Genomic DNA, 20,200 nt, shown 5'->3' with positions numbered 1-20,200 from the left:
AGTCTTCGGTGGAGCGGTAGTTCAGTCGGTTAGAATACCTGCCTGTCACGCAGGGGGTCGCGGGTTCGAGTCCCGTCCGTTCCGCCACTTATTAAAAGCCCTGAGTTAACGCTCAGGGCTTTTTCTTATCTGTTGCCTCATTATTGCTAAATCAGCAAAAATCCTCTGCGTTTTACGATCTTTTTCTTCATAACCGCTACAGCGATAATTCTCCTCAGTTAGCAAACATTATGAATAACGAGGATTATATGACTCTCCCTGCATTTGGTCTGGGCACTTTCCGCCTGAAAGACGACGTTGTTATCGCATCGGTTAAAACCGCACTTGAACTGGGTTATCGCGCAGTTGATACGGCACAGATCTATGAAAATGAAGCTGCCGTTGGACAGGCTCTTGAAGAGAGTGGTGTGCCACGTAATGAGCTGTTCATCACCACGAAAATCTGGATTGAAAACCTCAGCAAAGACAAGCTGATCCCGAGCCTGAAAGAGAGCCTGAAGAAATTGCGCACAGACTACGTGGATCTGACGCTGATTCACTGGCCATCACCGAACGATGCCGTTTCTGTGGAAGAGTTCATGCAGGCACTTCTGGAAGCGAAAGCTCAGGGCTTAACCCGCGAAATTGGTATCTCCAACTTCACCATTCCGCTGATGGAAAAAGCCATTGCCGCTGTAGGTGCAGAAAATATTGCGACCAACCAGATTGAACTGTCTCCTTACCTGCAAAACCGCAAAGTCGTGGACTGGGCAAAACAGCACGGTATCCACATCACCTCATACATGACGCTGGCCTACGGTAAAGCGCTGAAAGATGAAGTGATTATGCGTATCGCTGAGAAGCATAGCGCGACTGCCGCGCAGGTCATTCTGGCATGGGCAATGGGTGAAGGTTATGCCGTGATCCCATCTTCAACTAAACGTGAAAACCTGGCCAGCAACCTGTTAGCAACGGATCTTCAGCTGGATGCGGACGATAAAAAAGCGATCGCAGCCCTGGAATGCAACGATCGCCTGGTAAGCCCGGAAGGTTTAGCCCCTCACTGGGATTAAGCTTGATCCACCCTCTGTAACCTAAACCCTCATACAGCTCCTCCGGGAGCTGTTTTTATATGTTCACTCAGGAAATCAATAAAGGCACGGATGCGCGTGCTTACCGCTCTGTCACTGTAATACACCGCGCTAAAAGGCATCTCTACCGGTAGACGCTTATCGGCCATTAACTCCACAAGCTCACCGCGCGCAATTTCTTTATCAATCATGTAATCCGACAAACAGGCGATGCCATTCCCGGTAAGGCACAGCTGTTTTAGCGTTTCCCCGCTATTAGACGATAACCCGCAGGTGATTTCATGCAACTGACCATCATGACAGGCGACAGGCCAGGTGTTTAGCGACACCGGCTCCGTAAAGCCCAGACATAGATGCTGCTTTAACTCTTCAACCGTCTCTGGTTTACCATGTTCAGCAATATAGTCTGGTGAAGCGATGATTTTGCGATAGCTGGCAAAAAGAGGGCGGGCACGCAAGCTTGAATCTGTCAGGGTTCCCGCCCGGATAGCAACATCCACTTTTCGTTCGATGAGGTTGATAAACGTCTCTGAGGAGACCAGCGAGAGCGTCATCTCCGGATAACGTTCGCGGAAAGGTTTGATCAGCGGCATCAGGAAGTGAAGCACAACCGGCGTGGCCGCATCAACGCGCAGCAATCCACGTGGCGTGCTGCGGGTCTCCATAATCTCCGTCTCCGCTGCGGCCATCTCCTGCAATATCGACTGCACACGGCGGAAATAACGCTCTCCTTCTTCTGTCAGGCTCAGCTGCCGCGTCGTTCGGTTGAGCAGACTCACCCCAAGCTTCATCTCCAGTTTTTTTACCGAGCGGCTAATGGCTGAGTTAGCCTGCCCCAGCTGTTCGGCCGCACGGCTAAAACTGCCGCTTTCGACGACGGCGACAAAGATTGTCAGCTCTTCCGACGTTGCTTTCATTGTTGCACCACCTGCAAAATTCAATTGATATTTTGACCATTTTTGTTATTTAAGCACTGGCGCATACTGCCTGTCATCTTAATCCTGATGATACGGAGTATTTTATGCCACTGGCGCTACTTGCCCTGACGATCAGTGCCTTTGCAATTGGCACGACCGAATTTGTTATCGTGGGACTGGTTCCCACCATTGCTAATCAGCTTGCCATCTCGTTGCCCTCAGCCGGGCTGTTGGTGTCTATCTACGCCCTGGGCGTCGCCGTCGGTGCACCCGTACTGACGGCCCTGACCGGACGTTTTCCACGTAAGCAGCTGTTAGTCGCGCTGATGGTGCTGTTCACTGCGGGCAACATTCTGGCCTGGCAGGCGCCGGATTACACCACCCTGGTGATTGCCCGACTGTTGACCGGCCTTGCACACGGTGTGTTCTTCTCAATTGGTTCCACTATTGCAACCAGCCTGGTACCCAAAGAGAAAGCAGCTTCAGCCATTGCGATCATGTTTGGTGGGTTGACCGTTGCACTCGTCACGGGCGTACCGTTGGGAACGTTTATAGGTCAGCATTTCGGCTGGCGTGAAACGTTCCTGGCCGTCTCCTTACTGGGGGCCATCGCCCTGGTGTCCAGCCTGCTACTCGTCCCCTCGAATATTCCTGGCCGGGCGAGTGCCAGCCTGCGCGATCAGCTGAAGGTGCTCACGCATCCGCGTTTGCTGATCATCTACGCGGTTACGGCACTGGGCTATGGTGGGGTATTCACCGCCTTCACTTTCCTGGCACCGATGATGCAGGACCTGGCAGGCTTCTCTCCCAACGCAGTGAGCTGGATTTTGCTGGGATATGGTATTTCCGTTGCCATTGGTAATATCTGGGGCGGCAAGCTTGCAGATAAGCACGGTGCGGTACCGGCGCTGAAGTTCATTTTCGCCGCCCTGGTTGTTCTGCTGATGATTTTCCAGTTCACGGCTTCGATACACTACGCCGCGCTGGTCACGGTGCTGGTCATGGGGATCTTTGCCTTTGGCAATGTGCCCGGGCTTCAGGTTTACGTTGTCCAGAAAGCCGAGCTCTATACGCCAAATGCGGTGGATGTGGCATCGGGCCTGAACATTGCCGCATTTAATATTGGCATTGCGCTGGGCTCCATCATAGGCGGGCAAACCGTAGCGCATGTTGGATTAACCCAGACACCGTGGATTGGTGCGGTGATCGTCCTGGTGGCCTTCCTGCTGATTGGCCTGAGTGGACGTCTTGATAAACCTGCTAGTGTCGCGCTGGGATAACATCAGTAAGTGCTTGCTTACAAAACTGGAAAGCGGTTTCTCAGAAATTGCGTTGAAAGTGTGACCTAAAGTCCCTATAACATTAGAACCAGTCCGTTTTCCGGGCTGGTTCATGTTACAGAGGCTGTTTCCAAAAGTGCGAAAAAATACCTATGCCATGCGTTATGTTGCCGGAATGCCCGCGGAGAGGATCTTGCCTCCGGGGTCGTTTGCGAGCATAAGCCAGGCATTACCCGCCGGCACTCCGTTAAGCAGCGATGAAAAAATCCGCGTGCTGGTGTGGAATATCTTTAAGCAGCAGCGTGCGGAGTGGTTATCGGTACTCAAGAATTTTGGAAAAGATGCCCACCTGGTTCTGCTCCAGGAGGCGCAAACCACCCCTGAGCTGGTGCGGTTTGCGACCACCAACTATCTTGCCGCCGATCAGGTGCCTGCATTTGTTCTGCCGCAACATCCCTCTGGAGTAATGACGCTTTCTGCGGCACATCCCGTCTATTGCTGTCCGCTGCGCGAACGCGAGCCTATCCTGCGTCTGGCGAAGTCGGCGCTGGTGACGGTCTACCCGCTGCCGGATACCCGAATGCTGATGGTCGTGAATATCCACGCGGTAAATTTCAGCCTGGGCGTGGATGTGTATAGTAAGCAGTTACTTCCCATTGGCGATCAGATTGCGCATCACAGCGGGCCCATCATTATGGCCGGCGATTTCAATGCCTGGAGTCGTCCGCGCATGAATGCGCTGTACCGCTTTGCGCGCGAAATGTCGCTGCGTGAAGTTCGTTTTAACGATGACCAGCGCAAAAAAGCCTTTGGTCGGCCTCTCGATTTTGTCTTCTATCGTGGTTTGAGCGTGCACGACGCTTCTGTTCTGGTGACGCGCGCCTCCGATCACAATCCTCTACTAGTTGAATTCAGTCCCGGCAAACCTGATAAATAATGGTGTGTCAGGTCTGCCGTGGGGCAGGCCTGCGCGGGTGCTGCCCTTTATTTTTCACTCACAAAGGACAGTACGATGACAACAACACACTCCCATCACGACAACGTAGAAAAACAGTTTGGTTCTCAGGCAAATGCTTATCTGAGCAGCGCCGTGCACGCTTCCGGCCGCGATCTGGTCCGTCTCGGTGAACGCCTGGCCGCATTCCCGCAGGCGCACGTGCTGGATTTAGGCTGTGGCGCCGGGCATGCCAGTTTTACGGCTGCGCAGCAGGTGGCGCAGGTCACCGCGTATGACTTATCCAGCCAGATGCTGGAGGTGGTTGCTGAAGCGGCCAAAGCGAAAGGGCTGGAGAACATTGATACGCGCCAGGGCTATGCCGAATCCTTACCTTTTGATGATGCGTCGTTTGAGGTGGTGATCAGCCGCTATTCAGCGCACCACTGGCATGATGTCGGCCAGGCATTACGTGAGGTCAAACGCGTCCTGAAGCCGGGTGGCATCTTCATCATGATGGATGTGATGTCGCCCGGGCATCCGGTGCGCAATATCTGGCTGCAGACGGTGGAAGCGCTGCGCGACACCTCGCATGTGCAAAACTACTCCAGCGGAGAGTGGTTTTCATTTATGACTGACGCAGGACTGATTGCGCGCGCGTTGATTACTGACCGCTTACCGCTGGAGTTCAGCTCGTGGATCGCGCGTATGCGCACCCCGGAAGCATTAAGCCAGGCAATCAGGCTGTATCAGGAGAGTGCGTCCGCTGAGGTGAAGGCGTACTTTGAACTGCAGGACGATGGCTCATTTACCAGCGATACCATCATGGCTGAAGCGCAAAAAGCGGGATAAATAAAAAAGGCACCGAGGGGAATCGGTGCCTTTTAATCTTTCGATCGTGTTATCAGGAATCTGGCGTAGCGCTGTTCTTCACAAACAACGTCAGCTGGTCGCCTGGTTTCAGATTGTCAGTATCATTGTTCCAGCGCATCACATCTTTGATGTTCACGCCGTGTCGTTTTGCGATACTGGACAGTGAATCGCCCTTGCGCACGCGATAGGTAATGCTATCGCTGTTGCTGGCGAGACGCTGTGCGCTGCTACCTGCACCCACCGTCAGCGTTTGACCGACTTTCAGGCCTGAACTGCGCAGATTATTCCACTGCTGCAGATCGTTTGCCGTCACGCCAAGACGTGATGCAATGCCCGAAAGCGTGTCACCTGAACGAACCTTATAACTGCGGCTGTTAACTGATGATGCATCCGCGATCAGCGTTGACTGAACGGCGGCGATTTCACCAGAAGCTAAAGACTCACGTAACTGCTCGGCATGTTTCTGCGGAACCATTACATACTGTGGGCCACTTGCCCCCAGGGTTGAGCCTTTAACGCCAGCATTAAAGGTTTTCAATTTACTTACCGACATACCCGTCATATCAGCGACCTGTTGAATATCAACCGGATTGCTGAGGCGGACACGCGCCAGTGCACGACTTTCGTCTGGTGTTGGCAGTTGTACGCCGTAACGCTTGCTGTTCTTGAGAATATCGCTCAATGCCAGCATTTTCGGTACGTAAATCTTTGTTTCCTGTGGCAGTGAGAGCGACCAAAAATCGGTGGATTTACCCCGTGCTTTATTCGCTTTCATTGCCTTCAGTACACGACCTTCGCCGCTATTGTACGCTGCGACCGTTAACAGCCAGTCGCCGTCAAACATCTTGTTCAGACGTTGCATCATGTCGAGAGCGGCTGTCGTTGAAGCGACAACATCGCGACGCGCATCATAGTTGCGGGTCTGTTTCAGACCATAGTTTCGCCCGGTGCTCGGAATGATCTGCCAAATGCCTGCGGCATTGGCGCCAGACGTCGCGTGTGGGTCAAAAGCGCTCTCCACTATGGGTAGGAGTACCAGCTCCATAGGCATGTTACGTTTCTTAACTTGCCCGGCTATCCAGTACATATACGGCTCTGCCCGTAACGTTACATCGTGGAGATAGCTCTTATTTCTTAAATACTTTTGTTTCTGTTCGCGAATCCGGGTATTTTCCGGAATTCCCATCTTTAGCTCGTCGCCAATAGAGGCCCACAAGTCTTGTTCCTGCGCGAAAGATGTCCCATCGTCCAACCATCGCGCCTGACTTGTAAACTTCCCTGCTTCCCCTTGACCAGCTGCAGAAAGGCTCTGTGCGTGCTGTTGTACGTTGCTGCCGTTCTGCGACTGGCAACCTACAAGCAGGACAGAGGCGAGTAATATCGCTTTTGCCTTCATGTGTGTGTCAATAGTTGCTTAAAAGACGAGCGATAATAACGGCGAAATTTTGAAAAGGCAACCCGCAATTATCTGAAGTTATCTTTCTTTGACCTCAACCATGCAAATCGCTGCTCTGGTTGTTGCAACTTTGTTTCTTGGTTAATTTTACTAATTAAATCAATATCATCTGTTCGTAAAAATAAATTAATTTGGCGCTCATTTTTCAGAATTACGGGTAGTGTTTTTTGGTTTTTTGCACGTAACTCCTTCACTTTGTGATAATAATCCTGAATCGCCCGATCCTCAGGTAAGATGTTCACGGCAAACTTCATATTTCCTAATGTATATTCATGAGCGCAACAAATGAGAGTCTCATCGGGTAGTGCGGTAATCTTCTGTAAAGACTGGTACATTTGAGAAGGTGTGCCTTCAAACAGTCTTCCGCAGCCTCCGGAGAAAAGCGTGTCGCCGCAAAAAAGATAAGGTTTACTGTAGAAACACAGATGTCCTGAAGTGTGACCCGGTGTAGCAAATACGGAAAACTCCCACTCGCGTATGAGGATATTTTCACCGTCTTCGACTACTTGTGTTGTTCCTTTATCTTGTGTCTCAGCTGGTCCGTAAACCACAAGATGCGGAAAGTGGGCGCGCAGATCGGTCACACCGCCAGTGTGATCGTGATGATGGTGGGTCAACAGAATGGCTTCAGGCTGCCAGCCATTTTCCTTAATGGCATGCAAAACGGGGGCGGACTCTCCGGGGTCGACAATGACGCATCGACGATCGTCGTCAACCAAAACCCAGATGTAATTGTCCTCAAAAGCAGGAATACTGATAAGATTCATACATTACCTCTTATAGCGTGGCGGGTGTGTTGATGAAACCGGCAAGGATACCTCAGACTGTCGCAGCACCGGAACGTTGGGCGGAATTGCCCTGGGGTGAATACTATCGCGAGGCGCTAGAACAGCAGCTGAAGCCCTGGCTCGCGAAAATGTATGGCTTTCACCTGCTTAAGATTGGCAATCTCAGCGCGGAAATCAATACCGAAAGCTGCGCTATCTCGCATCAGGTCAATGTCTCTCTCGGTGGATCGCCGGTTCAGGTGAAAGCAGACCCTTTACATCTGCCGTTTGCGGAAAAATCCGTTGACGCGTGTTTGCTCGCTCACACGTTACCCTGGTGCAGCGATCCGCACCGTCTGCTTCGGGAAGCCGATCGCGTGCTGATTGATGACGGCTGGCTGGTACTTAGCGGATTCAATCCGCTGAGCCTTATGGGTCTGCGTAAGCTGGTACCGGTGCTGCGCCGAACTCCGCCTTACAACAGCCGGATGTTCACCATGATGCGTCAGCTCGACTGGCTGTCACTCCTGAACTTCGAAGTGCTCTGCTACGGGGGCTTTCAGGTGCTGCCCTGGGCGCGGCAGGGGGGCGTCGTACTGAGCACCCATCTGCCCGCATTGGGCTGTTTGCAGTTTGTCGTTGCGCGTAAGCGAACCATTCCGCTCACGCTTAATCCCATGAAGCAGAGCAAGTCGAAAACGCCCATCCGCCAGACCGTGGGTGCCACGCGGCAATACAAAAAAACCGATTAGGCGTCGGGCTGATAGCCCGCATCTTCATGAGCGGGATTAGATGCCGCAGCGCGCGCGAGTTCGTCGCAGCGTTCATTTTCCGGATGGCCAGCGTGGCCTTTTACCCACTCCCACTTAATCTGGTGTTGTCCCAGGGCAGCATCAAGTCGTTTCCAGAGATCGACATTCTTGACCGGTTTCTTATCGGCGGTCTTCCAGCCGCGTTTTTTCCAGTTGTGGATCCACTGGGTGATCCCCTGACGCACGTACTGGCTGTCTGTGCTTAACACCACGTCACAATGTTCTTTTAACGCTTCCAGCGCCACAATGGCCGCCATCAACTCCATGCGGTTGTTGGTGGTCAGAAAATAGCCTTCGCTAAAGGTTTTTTCGTGCTGGCGATAGCGCATAATCGCACCGTAGCCGCCGGGACCTGGGTTACCGAGACAAGATCCATCGGTGAAAATTTCTACCTGTTTACGCATCTCTGGTAGACTTCCTGTATTCGAAACGTTCAGTTAAACGATAAGTCTGACATAAATGACCGCTATGAGCACTGCAATTACTCGCCAGATTGTCCTCGATACCGAAACCACCGGTATGAACCAGATCGGCGCGCACTACGAAGGGCATAAGATCATTGAGATCGGTGCCGTTGAAGTGGTGAACCGTCGTCTTACGGGGAACAACTTCCACGTCTACCTCAAACCCGATCGGCTGGTGGATCCAGAAGCGTTCGGCGTTCACGGTATTGCCGATGAGTTCTTGCTGGATAAGCCGACTTTTGCGGATGTCGCTGACGAGTTCCTGGAATACATCAAGGGCGCCGAGCTCGTCATCCACAATGCCTCGTTCGATATCGGCTTTATGGATTATGAATTCAGCAAGCTTAATCGTGATATCCCGAAGACAAACACCTTCTGTAAGGTGACAGACAGCCTGGCGCTGGCGAGGAAAATGTTCCCCGGCAAGCGTAACAGCCTTGATGCACTCTGTTCGCGCTACGAGATAGACAATACCAAGCGAACGCTACACGGGGCGTTGCTCGATGCCCAAATCCTGGCTGATGTCTATCTGACGATGACCGGCGGGCAGACGTCAATGAAGTTCAGTATGGAAAATGAATCTCAGCAGACGCAGGGCGAAGCGGGCATTCAGCGTGTTGTCCGTCAGGCCAGCCGGCTGCGGGTCGTTTTAGCCAGTGATGAAGAGCTTCTTAACCACGAGTCACGGCTGGATCTGGTGCAGAAGAAGGGCGGAAGCTGTATGTGGCGCGCCTGAAAAAACACCGGAATGCCTGTAAAATCATCGTTTGGGCGATTTTTGCAGCAAACGATTCAAAACGTGAGAAAAAGCGTTGACGAGATCGGAGGCACACCGTAATATGCGCCTCGTTCCCCAAGCGGGAACAGTGGAGCGGTAGTTCAGTCGGTTAGAATACCTGCCTGTCACGCAGGGGGTCGCGGGTTCGAGTCCCGTCCGTTCCGCCACTATTCAGGCCCACGTTATTTATAACGTGGGCCTTTTTCATATCTGTACTTTTCCCTCTGCGCGTTCGTCTTTTACGACTTTTCTTTGCGTGGCGCGTGAACAGAGCGCAATGCCACACAGAATCAATACCGTGCTGACCAGATGATACGAATGTAACGTAACGTGCAGGAACATCACGCTGAATAAGCCCCCGCTCAGTGGAATGAGATGTGAATAAATCTCCCCTCGGGTTGCACCGATAACCGCAATGCCTTTATTCCACAGCAGATAAGAGAGCCAGGAAGGAAACACCACCAGATAGAGCAAACCACTTAAAAAACCGGGCGTTGTATAGGCTGCCCAGTCAGGCAAACCAGTTTTCATCAGCGATATCGCCAGGACTGGTAACAGAACCAGTGCGCCAAAGATTGCGCTCACCGCGACAAACGCATTTCCGCCAACGTTACGGGGTTTCATCCGCAAGAAGGCACAATAAACAGCCCAGCTGGCGGCAGAGCCCATGGTCCAGATATCGCCTCGATTCAAATTCTTAAGCGTATCCAGGTGCAGAAGGTCGCCCTGCATCACCAGCCAGACGACACCTAATGAGCTGAGCACCACCCCTGCAATATTCTGTGTTGATATTTTCTCTTTAAAGATGAGTTTATTAATCAATAATACCAGTGCGGGTGTTGTGGATAAATAAATAGCCGCGTTAAGTGATGAGGTATATTGCAGGCCGATATACAGCGTGAGGGGGAACAGAACCTGCCCGCACAGCGCAAGAAATATAATTGTGCCGCCAGCCTTTTTCATCATCGGCCACTGGGCACGGATCTGCTTAATATAAAGCGCAGATAAGAGCAGAGCCGTGAATATCCAGCGTGCGGCGGATAATATAATCGGGTCTGCATGTGCCACCAGTAAATGACCAACGACATAATTGCCGCCCCAAAAACAGGCTGCGAGACTGAGTAAAAAATAAGGCATAGAAACTCCTGATAATACGCATTTTGTCTGTGTCAAGAGTACTGCCGGGGCGGAATTAAATGCTAATATAATATTTTCATTCCACGGTATTGGCTGAAACTATGAAGTTTACTCTCAGGCAACTTGAGTTCTACATTGCGTTAGCGGAAACATTACAAATTTCCAAAGCGGCCAGCCGTTGTCATATTTCGCAATCCTCCATGACGGTTTCCATGCGTAATCTGGAAGATGCGGTCAATGCCCCCCTCTTTATTCGCCATGCAAAGGGGATTCAGTTAACGCCCGTCGGCGAGCGATTTTTGAATCATGCCCGCAAGATCCTCCACGATAGCCGCGCAGCGGTGGAGGATCTCCATCAGCAGCCTGAGGCGATTAACGGCGTCGTGCGTATTGGTATTGCCGAAACCCTTTCCGCTTATCTGTTACCGGATCTCTGGGGGGATATGGCGCAGCGTTTTCCGCTGCTGGAGACGGTATTTCACGAGGCACCGGCATCGCAACTGCTTCAGGCCTTGCGCCAGGGAACGCTCGATTTTTGTCTTCTGCTGACCTCTAATATCAGCCACGACAGTACGCTTGAGATCGAAACCTGGATCCGCTCGCCGCGCAGGCTATGGACCTCCATCGGCCATCCTCTCCTTAGCGGGCCTGAGCTACGGCTAAAGGAGGTGGAAAAGGTACCGTTTTTGCTGCTGGTGACGGATGACTATCCCGATGTGATAACAGACTACTGGCAAAGCCGGGGCTGCCATCCTGACATCCATTTTCGCACCAACTCCTTTGAGGCAATTCGAAGTCTGGTCGCACAGGGAAAGGGTGTGACGATTTTATCCGATCTCGTCTATCGCCCGTGGGCGCTTAATGGTCAGCGTGTGATCCGGCGAACCATCGACGACTGCATTACCTATATGGACGTGGGCATCGTTAAAAACGCCGGGCAACCGCTCTCTCCGGCCTCTTTGCGGTTGATGGATTTTTTACGACAGCAAACGGCGCGGCTGGGCGAACAGTACTGAAACACGCCCCTGAGATTTCCGTTGTCTGCCAGATATTTCCTGATTTCCATGAAGGCATTCTTGCCCGCAGGTCGTGTATTCCGTTGCAGGGGGGGATGACAATAAGCGCCTTGCTTATCTGTCTTTATCGAAACGGAATTGTGTTATGTCTGGTATCACCGAGAGCGGTACTCGCTCCCTGATAACCTCCCGTCCATTGTTGTTAGCTTTCTGCTGCGCGGCCGCTTTACCGGTATACGCTGAAGAGTCGATCACCGTTGAGGGTCATTATAGCGATCCCGTGTCATTAATTGCCCCGGCCCATTCCCCTGCGCAACAGTTGCCCGCCAGCGATGGCGCGGACGCGCTAAAAACCATACCGGGTTTTTCCGTGCTGCGCAGCGGCGGAAGCAACGGCGATCCGGTGTTGCGCGGGATGTTCGGCTCCCGCCTGATGCTGCTTACGGATGGCGTCAGTACACAAGGTGGCTGCGGCTCGCGCATGGATACCCCAACGGCCTATATCACGCCACAAAGTTACGACACGATTACCGTCATTAAAGGCCCACAAAGCGTGCTCTGGGGCCCTATGGGATCCGCGGGTACGCTGCTTTTTGAACGCCAGCCGGACTATTACAACGCACCCGAGCTGAAAGGCAGCGCTGAGTTGCTGCAGGGCGCGAACGGAAGAGCGGATCAGAACCTTAATCTCGCGTTTGGTAACCCGCACGGCTATGTCCGTCTTGACGGTAATCATTCGGTCGCGGATGACTACCGGGATGGTTACGGCAACCGCGTGCCGGGGCTGTGGCGTAAATGGAATAGTGGCGTCACGGTGGGACTGACGCCTGATGACGACACTCTGGCAGAGCTTAGTGTGGGGGCCAGCGACGGCAAAGCCCGTTACGCCGGGCGGATGATGGACGGTAGCCGCTTTGCCCGTAAAAGCGCGGCGCTAAAGCTGGAGAAGTACCATCTGAGCGAGCGTTTCAGCAAACTTAGCTGGCAACTATATGCCAATGATACTGACCACATCATGGATAACTACAGCCTGCGCCAGCCGGTTGGCGCAAAGCGTAAATCCGAAGTCGGCGGTGTGGTCATGGGCAGTCGCCTTACCGGCGTGTGGGAGGATGAGAGCACCTCAGTCACCGCTGGAGCAGACGTCATGCGCAAAAACCACCGCAAAAAAAGCGCCGGAGCGTGGCGTGACGATGCTCGTTTTACCCAGGCCGGTTTGTTTAGCGAATGGCGTCAGTCTGTCACCGCGGACGATACGGTCGTCGTGGGTGCGAGAATAGATAGCGTACAGGCGGACGATCGGCGAGGCGCGCAGAATGCCACGCGGCATAGCGTTCTGCCGGGCATGTTTACCCGCTACGAGTATCGCATGCCGGATGTCCCCCTGACGTTTTACAGCGGCGTAGGCTATACCGAGCGTTTTCCTGACTACTGGGAGCTTTTTTCCGGGAAGGCCGGACAGCAAAGCTTCCGTCAGTTGAAAACGGAAAAGACCCTGCAATGGGATACCGGCGTGCAAATGCACGGCGATAAGGTCAGCGCCTGGGCATCGGCCTACGTCGGGCGGACTGCCGATTATATTTTGTTTGATTACAGCCGAACGCCGTCACAGGCCAGCAATATCGATGCGGCCGTAATGGGCGCGGAGACAGGCGCAAACTGGAATCTGACGCCAACCTGGGCACTGACGGGAAGCCTGAGCTACGCCTGGGGGGAGAACCGCACCGATAAACAACCTCTCCCGCAGATGCCACCGCTGGAAGGACGCCTGGCGCTGGACTATACCGGGCAAAAATGGCGCACCGGATTACTGTGGCGCGTGGTTGCGCCGCAGCATCGCGTGGCACAAAACAAAGGCAACGTTACCGGACAAGATCTCGGTCCGAGCGCGGGATTTGGCGTGCTGTCGTGGAGCGCTGGCTACATCTTTAACGACCACTTTGAGTCCCGAGTGGGTATCGAGAATCTGTTCAATAAATACTACAGCGAGCACCTCAATCTGGCGGGCGCCAGCCAGTTCGGATATGCCACAAATCAGCAAATCCCCGAACCGGGGCGTACCTGGTGGCTGGCCATGACATACCATTTCTGACCTTACATGTAATTGCTGAGAGCGACCGTTGAGGCACCCCTTTGCCTCTACCGCCTGTTTACAGGCGGTTTTTTTTTCAGATAGCAATATCGAACATTTGTGTTTTGGAAAGCAGGCAATAGAGTTGACAGTCGCTGTTTACCCCCAGTTTTTCCATCGCCCGCAGCTTATGGGCACTGACGGTTTTATTACTCAAGTGCAACTGTCTGGCGATCTCTGTCAAACTCATCCCTTTGCAGAGCATACGTAACACATCAATTTCGCGGGGAGAGAGCTCTTGATCCGTTTGCGCGCCAGTCTGAAACAGCGAGTGCATCAGTTCGCGCTCTATATAAACTTCGCCATTTATCACCGACGTCAGCGTCCTGCTCAGGGTTTTTTCACAGGTATCCCGACTTATATAGGCTTTGGCTCCTGCCTCCAGCGACATACGGATAAGTTGCGTATTTTTATAAGGCGAAAGCACAACAATTTTAAGCTGCGGATATTTACGGCTGAGCCATTTAATCAGCAATACGCCGTCCATTCCGTTGAGCGGATTAACGGTTTGGCTGGTGGCCAGCGAAAAGCCAAGAAACAGAATATCGACAGGATGTTGGGACAGTAGCGACAGCAGTTCTGACGGCGAAGCCGTATCGCCCTGGATGCAAAATTCCGGGCGGGGAGAACCATCGCTGGAAAGAGACGGCAAATTGGTGATCATGGATAAGACGCCACGACGAATAATGGTGTGCTCATCGGCGATAGCGATACGAATTTTCATGGTTTCTCCTTCGAAAATATGGACGACGGCAGGGAATAACGTCGCCGGATGACCAGAAAGATACAGATCCTATACAGAGCATTCTTTAGTACTTGTCAGATAATTCCTTCAGTGCGGCGTCGAGCTGCTGCAGATTCGCTTCCATTCGCGCGCAGAAACGCGATGTCAGGCTGGGCAAGGCGTCAGGGGGGATAACGCCTACCGCCAGCATTTCCGGCAGTATTTCAATGGCCTGACAGCTACGGGTGGCATTGTGCATGGCAAAGAGACTCCAGGAGGCCTTCAGACGATGGGCGACCTGGCTGAGCATTTGCGGGGACGGGGTATTTTCCTGTAACTGTCGGATATCAAGGGTAATGGCATCGCGCATTTGCTGGCGCATCAGGACCATGATCTCTGGTTGCCCATTGGCCAGACGCCGTAGCTCGCTGAGATCGGGCACCTGATTGTGCTGCCCATGATGATGCGCCAGCGCCTGATGCAGGGCATTAAGGGAAAGCGGTTTTCGCAATAGCGCGTCCATCCCTGCATGTTTTGCCCGATCGTCCTCCCCCTGCAGCGCGCTGGCGGTGTAGCCGAGGATAACAGGCGGCGCAGTGATGCTGCCGGCAATATCGCGCAGCAGTATTAGCGAGGTAAGCTGATAGCCGTCCATGACGCTCATCTGGCAGTCGGTTATCAGAACATCAACCGGCTCGTTTTCCAGGTGGGTAAGCGCCTCGCTTGCGTTTGCACAAGAGATAACCTCCTGACCCAGCTTCTGTAACTGAAGCGATAACACCGTCAGGTTAGCCGGAAAATCGTCGACAATCATGACGCGGTGCCGCGGGAGCGGCGTTAAGGCAGGCGTCTCATCGGCAATCGCAACAGCGCGTGTGGCCTGCAGCGGTATGCTCACCGTCGCCTGCGTACCTTTCCCCGCTTCGCTGGTGATAGCTAACGCCCCTCCCATTAACTCAACGAGCTGATAGCAGATCGCCAGGCCCAGCCCGCTGCTTTGCGGTGTGCTGCTGTCCGTCTGGAACCATGGCTGACCAAGATGTGGCAGGGCATCGTCCGGGATCCCAATGCCTGTGTCGCGGATCACGAGCTGCAAATTTTCGCCATGGATCCGGGCGTGGAAATCAATTTCGCCCTGCGGCGTATATTTAATGGCGTTACCCACCAGGTTGGCGATGATCTGATTCAGCCGCGCTTTATCGAACAGGAACCACCCGTCGTGCGGCACGTTCAGCTCGCTGCGCCAGTGCAGACCTTTAGCTTTTGCGCTGCTCGCAAAAATCTCCACGCTGGCATTGAGCGTCTGCCACAGGGGCCAGGCGTCTGGCTCCAGCCTTAATTCACCTGCTTCAATGCGCGACAGATCTAACACACCGCCAATTACGTCGCGCAGCGAACCTGCTGCCTGCCAGGCGATGTTCAGTGATTCGCTTTTATCGCGCTCCATTTCCAGCAGGCCCAGCATGGCGTTGAGTGGCGTGCGAATGTCATGGCTCATGCGGGCGAGAAAATTCGATTTTTCGATGCTGGCTTGCTCAGCCTGCGCAAGCGCCTGATTGAGCGCAGCGGTCAGCGCGGCTTTTTCAGTGATATCAACCCATCCCCCGACAACGCCCTGAGGCCGCCCCCGGGTATCGGTATAGCGACACAGCCACCAGTAGAGGGTCGTATTATCCTCGGTGATGGTTTCACCCGTTAACGGTGTCGCGGTATGAAGCAACAAGAGGCGATGCGGCAATGTAAAGCGTTGGGCAAGTTCGCCCAGCGGCAATTGGGAAAAGGGCGATCCCTCTTCGGGCAATGTCGCGAGTAAGGGGGAGTGAATAAAGGTGTCGTTATAACGGGTTAGTCGCCCGGCCGGATCGCAGACAAACAACGGCACCGGGACATTGTTCATCAGGGTTTGCCACAGGGAGAGTGCGTTGTGCAATTCTGCCGTGTCCCGCTCGCGCAGGCGACGCTGGCTCTGCGCGGCGCTAAAGGTCAGCAGCGCGATTAACGCTGCGCAAATCGCCACCACGGCGAGCATCACCAGCCATAGCGATCGCACCGGGGCAGAGGTGGGGGTCTGTTCGGCCAGCGACAGGTTAAGGCTCGCGTAAATATCCGCCTGCGTCACGGACGCCAGGACGGCATTGACCCTTCTGGCGTCCCTCGGGTCAGAGATATTCGGCACAAACCATAGCGGCACTTCCGGCAACGCCAGCGGCGTTAGCGACAGGTTGCTGGCGTTACGCTGGCGCAACAGGTGATGAAGGATAAAGGCATCACCCGCGAGCCCATCGGCCCCTCCAGCTTTCAGTAATTCAAACCCTTGATCAAGTGAATCAACCAGCACCAGGTTATCTGCCGGTAACGCCTGACGCAGTAACGTGACGAGAGGCGAGATGCGCATAACGGCAATCCGCTTATGCTGTAATGCGGATAGTGCGCCAGAAAGCGGGCTTATGTCGTGACTGAGCAGGGCCCAGCTCAGCGAGTCAAACGTGATGGCATTCATGGAAGGCGGCGTTGCGCTGGCGACAATGCGCAATGTGTCATGCGCATACCGAAGCGGGGGCGCGTCAAGGCTGAAGGTCAGGTTAAACAGGCTGGGTGGAAAGAGGTTTAGCAACAGATCGCGCCATACGCCCTGAATATGCCCGTCAGACGCGAGCGTCACCAGGGGCGGTGAAATGGCGGGAAGCAGAACATGCAGCGCTATTTTCGGGGCATCTTCCTGAACAGGCGAGTGGCGTGCGTCAAAGACGCTGCCATCCGGCAACAGCCACTTTTGTTCCAGCCATTCGGCGTCCTCCGGGTTAACGGCGTGAATGCGCTCGTTGAATATTTCCAGCGTGCTGGCCTGCTCAGGCAGCGCCCAGGCGCGAAAATGTAGCGGTGGCGTATCGTCCAGCCGCGTCAGCGTCAGCGTGGTGGCGGGGGAGTGGGTCAGCCAGTTGCGCAGAATAAATTCCGGGGCGATGAATTCCCGCGCCTTCCCTGCCACCAGTTGCCTGACGTTTTCACCCGGTGACGCGGAACCCGCAACAGCGCAGCGGGAAGTCACCTCTGAGGGTAATTCCGGAAAGCACAACGTACCGCCGCGGCCCTCTTTTATGCTCAGCGACGCCAGGGGGAAAGTGAGCATGGGCTCGCTGGACACCAGGCCGGCGGCAGGACGTTTGGCGGCAATTAATACATCGATGCGATGCTGGTTCAGCGCGTCCAGCGCCGACGCTGTGGTGCTAAAACGCTGGACGTTCGGCAGCGTCGTATTGCTAAACAGTATGCTGAGCTCATCATCCAGAATCCCCGGCGGCCGATCGATGACGAGAAAAGGCGGCGCGGCGCTCTGCAGGCCAACGCGCAGCGCACCAGCCGCCGCATGTCCGCTTATCAGCGTGAGGATAAACAGTAATGTTGCCAGCCACCCTCTGCGCATGCTCAGCTAACCAGCCCCAGGCTTTGCGCGCACTGGAGCAACTCAAAATCATTTCTGGCGTTAAGTTTGCTCATGGCACTCTTTTTTTGCGTGCTGATGGTCTGCTTCGTGCGATTAAGCTGCGCGCTGATCTCGTTAACGGTGAACCCGCGTACCAACAGACGCAGCACTTCCGTTTCCCGTTCGGTCAACTGCGCCTGAGGTTTTAACGGTTCGACCTGTCCCCGCAGGGTGCTACGCAGCGTGTGTAGCAGATTGTTGGACAAGCTGGCTTTGTTAAGAACGGCATGTACCCCGCTGCGACGCAGCGAGTCCAGAAGCTCAGGATTGGTGATCATCGTGACGACCACAATCATGCTTTGCGGATAATGGCGAATCAGCGCGCGGATCATGGTCAATCCGTCCGGGTTACGCGTGCCGGGCATACTCAGGTCGGTGATGATGATATCAACGGGTTCGCATGCCAGTTTATCCATGAGCTCATCAGAACTGAGCGCTTCGTGGACAATCCGATAAAGATCCGGGCGTGTTTGCAGCAATGTGCGCAAGCCCAACAAATAGACTGGGTGGTCGTCGGCAATCAGAACGGTTTTTTGCATGACATCCGGTCCGGTAAGGAAAAAACAGGCCTTCACAGCACGTCTTAGCGAATGGCGCTAGCAGAGTGAAGTGAAAAAAGAGTAGCTAAAAAGTGGTGGACTGTATAGCGGTAAGGCGTGACGTCAGCCGATCCTGAATGAAAACCGAAAGTCAAAGTGGCGAAATTTTCATAGACTAAAGAATAGATTTTTCTCTGAGCGCCTGAGTGGCTTGTTATTTATCGCGAAATAGCGGCATTCAGGGTGATATTTCTCAGGTGCAGCAAGGGATTTCTTATTGTTCAGGTTGGTTATCAGGTGTTGCTCAGGTGTTTCTCAGAATAAACTTTCTGAAATCATGATTTGGTTGCGAAAAAATCAGGATGGAATATAGCGCTAATGGCGAAGGCACTATCATTTATAGGGATACATTGTTAATTTGTGCCTGAATTAGATAACAGACACGTAACTGTCAATGTATTAACGCAGCATTCAGAACGCTCCTGTTGTGTTAATACCAGTACGTTTTCGTCATAACAATGTAAACGCTGTAATTTTAATATCCAGGACCTACCCGTGAATAGCGAAGAAATCTCTCTTTCAGCGTCAGTAACGTTCGTACCGGAAAAATCATCTCTGGCAACCGCGGATCACGGTGATATTCACCTGACGCCTAATGAGCGCCGTTTGCTGGAGTTGATCCTCAGCGGCAAGTGCAAAAAAGAGACCATATTTGAAGAGATATGGCTCAACCAGGGAATGATTGTTAGCGAATCCAGCTATCACCAGCTTATAAAAATGCTACGCCGCAAGCTGCAAAATGCCGGCCTGCCGGGCTCAATTATTAAAACCATTCCCCGTTATGGTGTGGTACTGGCACCCTGTGAAACCCAGGTGCCTGAGGCTGCGTGCCCGCCAGAAGCGCCAGAGAAAGAGCCTTTTAACCTACCCGTCGACTGCTCATCATTACCGCCTATCCCAGCGGAGCCGATAAAGGCGACGTCGCATAAAAATAGCTTGCTGCTGGCAGCACTGTGCAGCTTATTGATTATTCTGCCGCTGCTGGTGGTGGTATGGACGGCGGATACTCCCCAGGCCTTTCAGGAAAATATTTACCTGGACGGAGTAACATTTCATCTCTCTTCGTTGCGCAGTGTCGATCAGCAGGCGCTGGCGCGTAAGCGGCATGCACTGCCGGAGGGCATTAATAATGTTTACATCGCGTCGAACGGCCCGAAAGTGTTTGTTGCGCAATGTGAAGGCGAGTTATCTAAGGAGGGAAAATGCAGTTACGAATACTATTCGTCATACTGATGGTCTGCATCAGCGTTTTGCTGGGTGGCGCGTTGGCGTACCTGACCAGCGGCTATCTGGAGAGTGAAAAGGTGCCCATCGAACCCTGCAGCAGCGTCATTCGTAATGGCAAATTTATTGATGAGAGCCTGCAGCATTACCAGTTTAATGGCGTGATTACATGGTGGCCAAAGCTGCACCGGTTAACGTTATTTGGGGTAAAAACCGATGAGGCCGGGGATCGGGTATTTAACCGAGCCCTGCAGTTAAAATCGGTGACCCAGAAAGGAAATGTCATTAACGGTAAGGTGGCAGAACTCAAAATCGCCGTTGGCGATCAGCTCCCGGAGAAGACCTTTCTGATCAGTGAGGATAATCAGTATATGAATCTGTTATTCAAGCCGATTAATAAAAATAGCTGGCTAATGAAAATTAATGATAACTGGGTGGCGATGTGTGAGTATAAATAATGCCGCGCTGAGTTAATTATAAGAAATATCCAGGCTGGCGTGTTTTAAATCTGCTGCTGTAGTTAGCCATTCTCCT

At 53.2% G+C, this 20,200-nt stretch carries 18 protein-coding genes and 2 tRNA genes; 12 read left to right on the top strand and 8 right to left on the bottom strand.

The window, feature by feature from the left end:
- Positions 1-10: 10 nt before the first annotated feature.
- Positions 11-87 (top strand) — tRNA-Asp (locus tag PYW49_RS09285).
- Between the two features lie 161 nt (positions 88-248).
- The gene (gene dkgB, locus PYW49_RS09280) at positions 249-1,052 is read left to right on the top strand and encodes a 2,5-didehydrogluconate reductase DkgB (RefSeq protein WP_134348985.1); all 804 of its coding nucleotides are present in this window, start codon (positions 249-251) and stop codon (positions 1,050-1,052) included.
- A 29-nt stretch (positions 1,053-1,081) separates the two neighbouring features.
- On the opposite strand, the gene yafC is transcribed toward dkgB, so the two are convergent.
- Entirely contained in the window at positions 1,082-1,987 is a 906-nt protein-coding gene (gene yafC, locus PYW49_RS09275) for a DNA-binding transcriptional regulator YafC (RefSeq protein ID WP_134348986.1), read from the bottom strand.
- Between the two features lie 104 nt (positions 1,988-2,091).
- Here yafC and PYW49_RS09270 point away from each other — a divergent pair, with 104 nt between their 5' ends.
- The 3 genes from PYW49_RS09270 to PYW49_RS09260 all read left to right on the top strand — a co-directional run bounded on the left by PYW49_RS09270 (position 2,092) and on the right by PYW49_RS09260 (position 5,053).
- Positions 2,092-3,267 carry an MFS transporter gene (locus PYW49_RS09270; protein WP_320386299.1) on the top strand — a complete coding sequence of 392 codons (1,176 nt, stop codon included), beginning with the start codon at positions 2,092-2,094 and terminating at the stop codon, positions 3,265-3,267.
- 136 nt (positions 3,268-3,403) lie between these two features.
- The gene (locus tag PYW49_RS09265; RefSeq protein WP_047347395.1) at positions 3,404-4,204 is read left to right on the top strand and encodes an endonuclease/exonuclease/phosphatase family protein; all 801 of its coding nucleotides are present in this window, start codon (positions 3,404-3,406) and stop codon (positions 4,202-4,204) included.
- A gap of 75 nt (positions 4,205-4,279) precedes the next feature.
- Entirely contained in the window at positions 4,280-5,053 is a 774-nt protein-coding gene (locus tag PYW49_RS09260) for a class I SAM-dependent methyltransferase (RefSeq protein ID WP_320386298.1), read from the top strand.
- Between the two features lie 52 nt (positions 5,054-5,105).
- Here PYW49_RS09260 and mltD read toward each other — a convergent pair whose 3' ends face one another.
- Positions 5,106-6,470 carry a murein transglycosylase D gene (mltD, locus tag PYW49_RS09255; RefSeq protein WP_134348989.1) on the bottom strand — a complete coding sequence of 455 codons (1,365 nt, stop codon included), beginning with the start codon at positions 6,468-6,470 and terminating at the stop codon, positions 5,106-5,108.
- Between the two features lie 68 nt (positions 6,471-6,538).
- On the bottom strand, positions 6,539-7,297 hold the full coding sequence (gloB, locus tag PYW49_RS09250; RefSeq protein WP_320386297.1) for a hydroxyacylglutathione hydrolase: 759 nt from the start codon (positions 7,295-7,297) through the stop codon (positions 6,539-6,541).
- 32 nt (positions 7,298-7,329) lie between these two features.
- On the opposite strand from gloB, the gene PYW49_RS09245 reads away from it, so the two are divergent.
- Entirely contained in the window at positions 7,330-8,049 is a 720-nt protein-coding gene (locus tag PYW49_RS09245; RefSeq protein WP_134348991.1) for a class I SAM-dependent methyltransferase, read from the top strand.
- Here PYW49_RS09245 and rnhA read toward each other — a convergent pair.
- On the bottom strand, positions 8,046-8,513 hold the full coding sequence (rnhA, locus tag PYW49_RS09240) for a ribonuclease HI (RefSeq protein ID WP_023310485.1): 468 nt from the start codon (positions 8,511-8,513) through the stop codon (positions 8,046-8,048). The genes PYW49_RS09245 and rnhA overlap by 4 nt on opposite strands.
- Positions 8,514-8,577: 64 nt before the next feature.
- On the opposite strand from rnhA, the gene dnaQ reads away from it, so the two are divergent.
- On the top strand, positions 8,578-9,309 hold the full coding sequence (gene dnaQ, locus PYW49_RS09235; RefSeq protein ID WP_029739690.1) for a DNA polymerase III subunit epsilon: 732 nt from the start codon (positions 8,578-8,580) through the stop codon (positions 9,307-9,309).
- A gap of 132 nt (positions 9,310-9,441) precedes the next feature.
- Positions 9,442-9,518, top strand: a tRNA-Asp gene (locus tag PYW49_RS09230).
- Between the two features lie 37 nt (positions 9,519-9,555).
- Here the strand turns inward: PYW49_RS09230 and PYW49_RS09225 are convergent.
- Positions 9,556-10,488 (bottom strand): DMT family transporter, encoded by a 933-nt coding sequence (locus PYW49_RS09225; RefSeq protein WP_320386296.1) that lies wholly within the window; start codon positions 10,486-10,488, stop codon positions 9,556-9,558.
- Positions 10,489-10,589: 101 nt separating this feature from the next.
- On the opposite strand from PYW49_RS09225, the gene PYW49_RS09220 reads away from it, so the two are divergent.
- Positions 10,590-11,504, top strand: a complete 915-nt coding sequence (locus PYW49_RS09220) for a LysR family transcriptional regulator (protein WP_134348993.1) — start codon at positions 10,590-10,592, stop codon at positions 11,502-11,504.
- 145 nt (positions 11,505-11,649) lie between these two features.
- Positions 11,650-13,596 carry a TonB-dependent copper receptor gene (locus tag PYW49_RS09215; RefSeq protein ID WP_320386295.1) on the top strand — a complete coding sequence of 649 codons (1,947 nt, stop codon included), beginning with the start codon at positions 11,650-11,652 and terminating at the stop codon, positions 13,594-13,596.
- Positions 13,597-13,672: 76 nt separating this feature from the next.
- Here the strand turns inward: PYW49_RS09215 and PYW49_RS09210 are convergent, their stop codons facing one another.
- The 3 genes from PYW49_RS09210 to PYW49_RS09200 form a co-directional block, all read right to left on the bottom strand.
- Entirely contained in the window at positions 13,673-14,359 is a 687-nt protein-coding gene (locus PYW49_RS09210) for a response regulator transcription factor (protein ID WP_320386294.1), read from the bottom strand.
- An 85-nt stretch (positions 14,360-14,444) separates the two neighbouring features.
- The gene (locus PYW49_RS09205; RefSeq protein ID WP_320386293.1) at positions 14,445-17,783 is read right to left on the bottom strand and encodes an ATP-binding protein; all 3,339 of its coding nucleotides are present in this window, start codon (positions 17,781-17,783) and stop codon (positions 14,445-14,447) included.
- A 2-nt stretch (positions 17,784-17,785) separates the two neighbouring features.
- Positions 17,786-18,382, bottom strand: a complete 597-nt coding sequence (locus PYW49_RS09200; protein ID WP_134348997.1) for a response regulator transcription factor — start codon at positions 18,380-18,382, stop codon at positions 17,786-17,788.
- Positions 18,383-18,937: 555 nt separating this feature from the next.
- On the opposite strand from PYW49_RS09200, the gene PYW49_RS09195 reads away from it, so the two are divergent.
- Together PYW49_RS09195 and PYW49_RS09190 are read left to right on the top strand one after the other, a co-directional pair.
- Positions 18,938-19,675: a winged helix-turn-helix domain-containing protein gene (locus PYW49_RS09195; RefSeq protein ID WP_320386292.1), complete on the top strand. Its 738-nt coding sequence runs from the start codon at positions 18,938-18,940 to the stop codon at positions 19,673-19,675.
- Positions 19,645-20,124, top strand: coding sequence for a hypothetical protein (locus PYW49_RS09190; protein WP_320386291.1), 480 nt, complete (start codon positions 19,645-19,647; stop codon positions 20,122-20,124). The genes PYW49_RS09195 and PYW49_RS09190 overlap by 31 nt, the downstream gene beginning before the upstream one ends.
- The last annotated feature ends 76 nt before the right edge of the window (positions 20,125-20,200 follow it).

Origin of the sequence: Enterobacter chinensis (assembly GCF_034008295.1) — a bacterium.
Taxonomy (GTDB): Bacteria; Pseudomonadota; Gammaproteobacteria; order Enterobacterales; family Enterobacteriaceae; genus Enterobacter; species Enterobacter chinensis.
This window is presented reverse-complemented; position numbering and strand designations above follow the sequence as displayed.

Coding starts and splice junctions, on each gene's coding strand:
- PYW49_RS09210 (WP_320386294.1), bottom strand. CDS start 14,359: ATGAAAATTCGTATCGCTATCGCCGATGAGCACACCATTATTCGTCGT.
- PYW49_RS09220 (WP_134348993.1), top strand. CDS start 10,590: ATGAAGTTTACTCTCAGGCAACTTGAGTTCTACATTGCGTTAGCGGAA.
- PYW49_RS09225 (WP_320386296.1), bottom strand. CDS start 10,488: ATGCCTTATTTTTTACTCAGTCTCGCAGCCTGTTTTTGGGGCGGCAAT.
- PYW49_RS09205 (WP_320386293.1), bottom strand. CDS start 17,783: ATGCGCAGAGGGTGGCTGGCAACATTACTGTTTATCCTCACGCTGATA.
- PYW49_RS09260 (WP_320386298.1), top strand. CDS start 4,280: ATGACAACAACACACTCCCATCACGACAACGTAGAAAAACAGTTTGGT.
- PYW49_RS09190 (WP_320386291.1), top strand. CDS start 19,645: ATGCAGTTACGAATACTATTCGTCATACTGATGGTCTGCATCAGCGTT.
- gloB (WP_320386297.1), bottom strand. CDS start 7,297: ATGAATCTTATCAGTATTCCTGCTTTTGAGGACAATTACATCTGGGTT.
- yafC (WP_134348986.1), bottom strand. CDS start 1,987: ATGAAAGCAACGTCGGAAGAGCTGACAATCTTTGTCGCCGTCGTCGAA.
- dnaQ (WP_029739690.1), top strand. CDS start 8,578: ATGAGCACTGCAATTACTCGCCAGATTGTCCTCGATACCGAAACCACC.
- mltD (WP_134348989.1), bottom strand. CDS start 6,470: ATGAAGGCAAAAGCGATATTACTCGCCTCTGTCCTGCTTGTAGGTTGC.
- PYW49_RS09200 (WP_134348997.1), bottom strand. CDS start 18,382: ATGCAAAAAACCGTTCTGATTGCCGACGACCACCCAGTCTATTTGTTG.
- PYW49_RS09245 (WP_134348991.1), top strand. CDS start 7,330: ATGAAACCGGCAAGGATACCTCAGACTGTCGCAGCACCGGAACGTTGG.
- PYW49_RS09215 (WP_320386295.1), top strand. CDS start 11,650: ATGTCTGGTATCACCGAGAGCGGTACTCGCTCCCTGATAACCTCCCGT.
- dkgB (WP_134348985.1), top strand. CDS start 249: ATGACTCTCCCTGCATTTGGTCTGGGCACTTTCCGCCTGAAAGACGAC.
- rnhA (WP_023310485.1), bottom strand. CDS start 8,513: ATGCGTAAACAGGTAGAAATTTTCACCGATGGATCTTGTCTCGGTAAC.
- PYW49_RS09270 (WP_320386299.1), top strand. CDS start 2,092: ATGCCACTGGCGCTACTTGCCCTGACGATCAGTGCCTTTGCAATTGGC.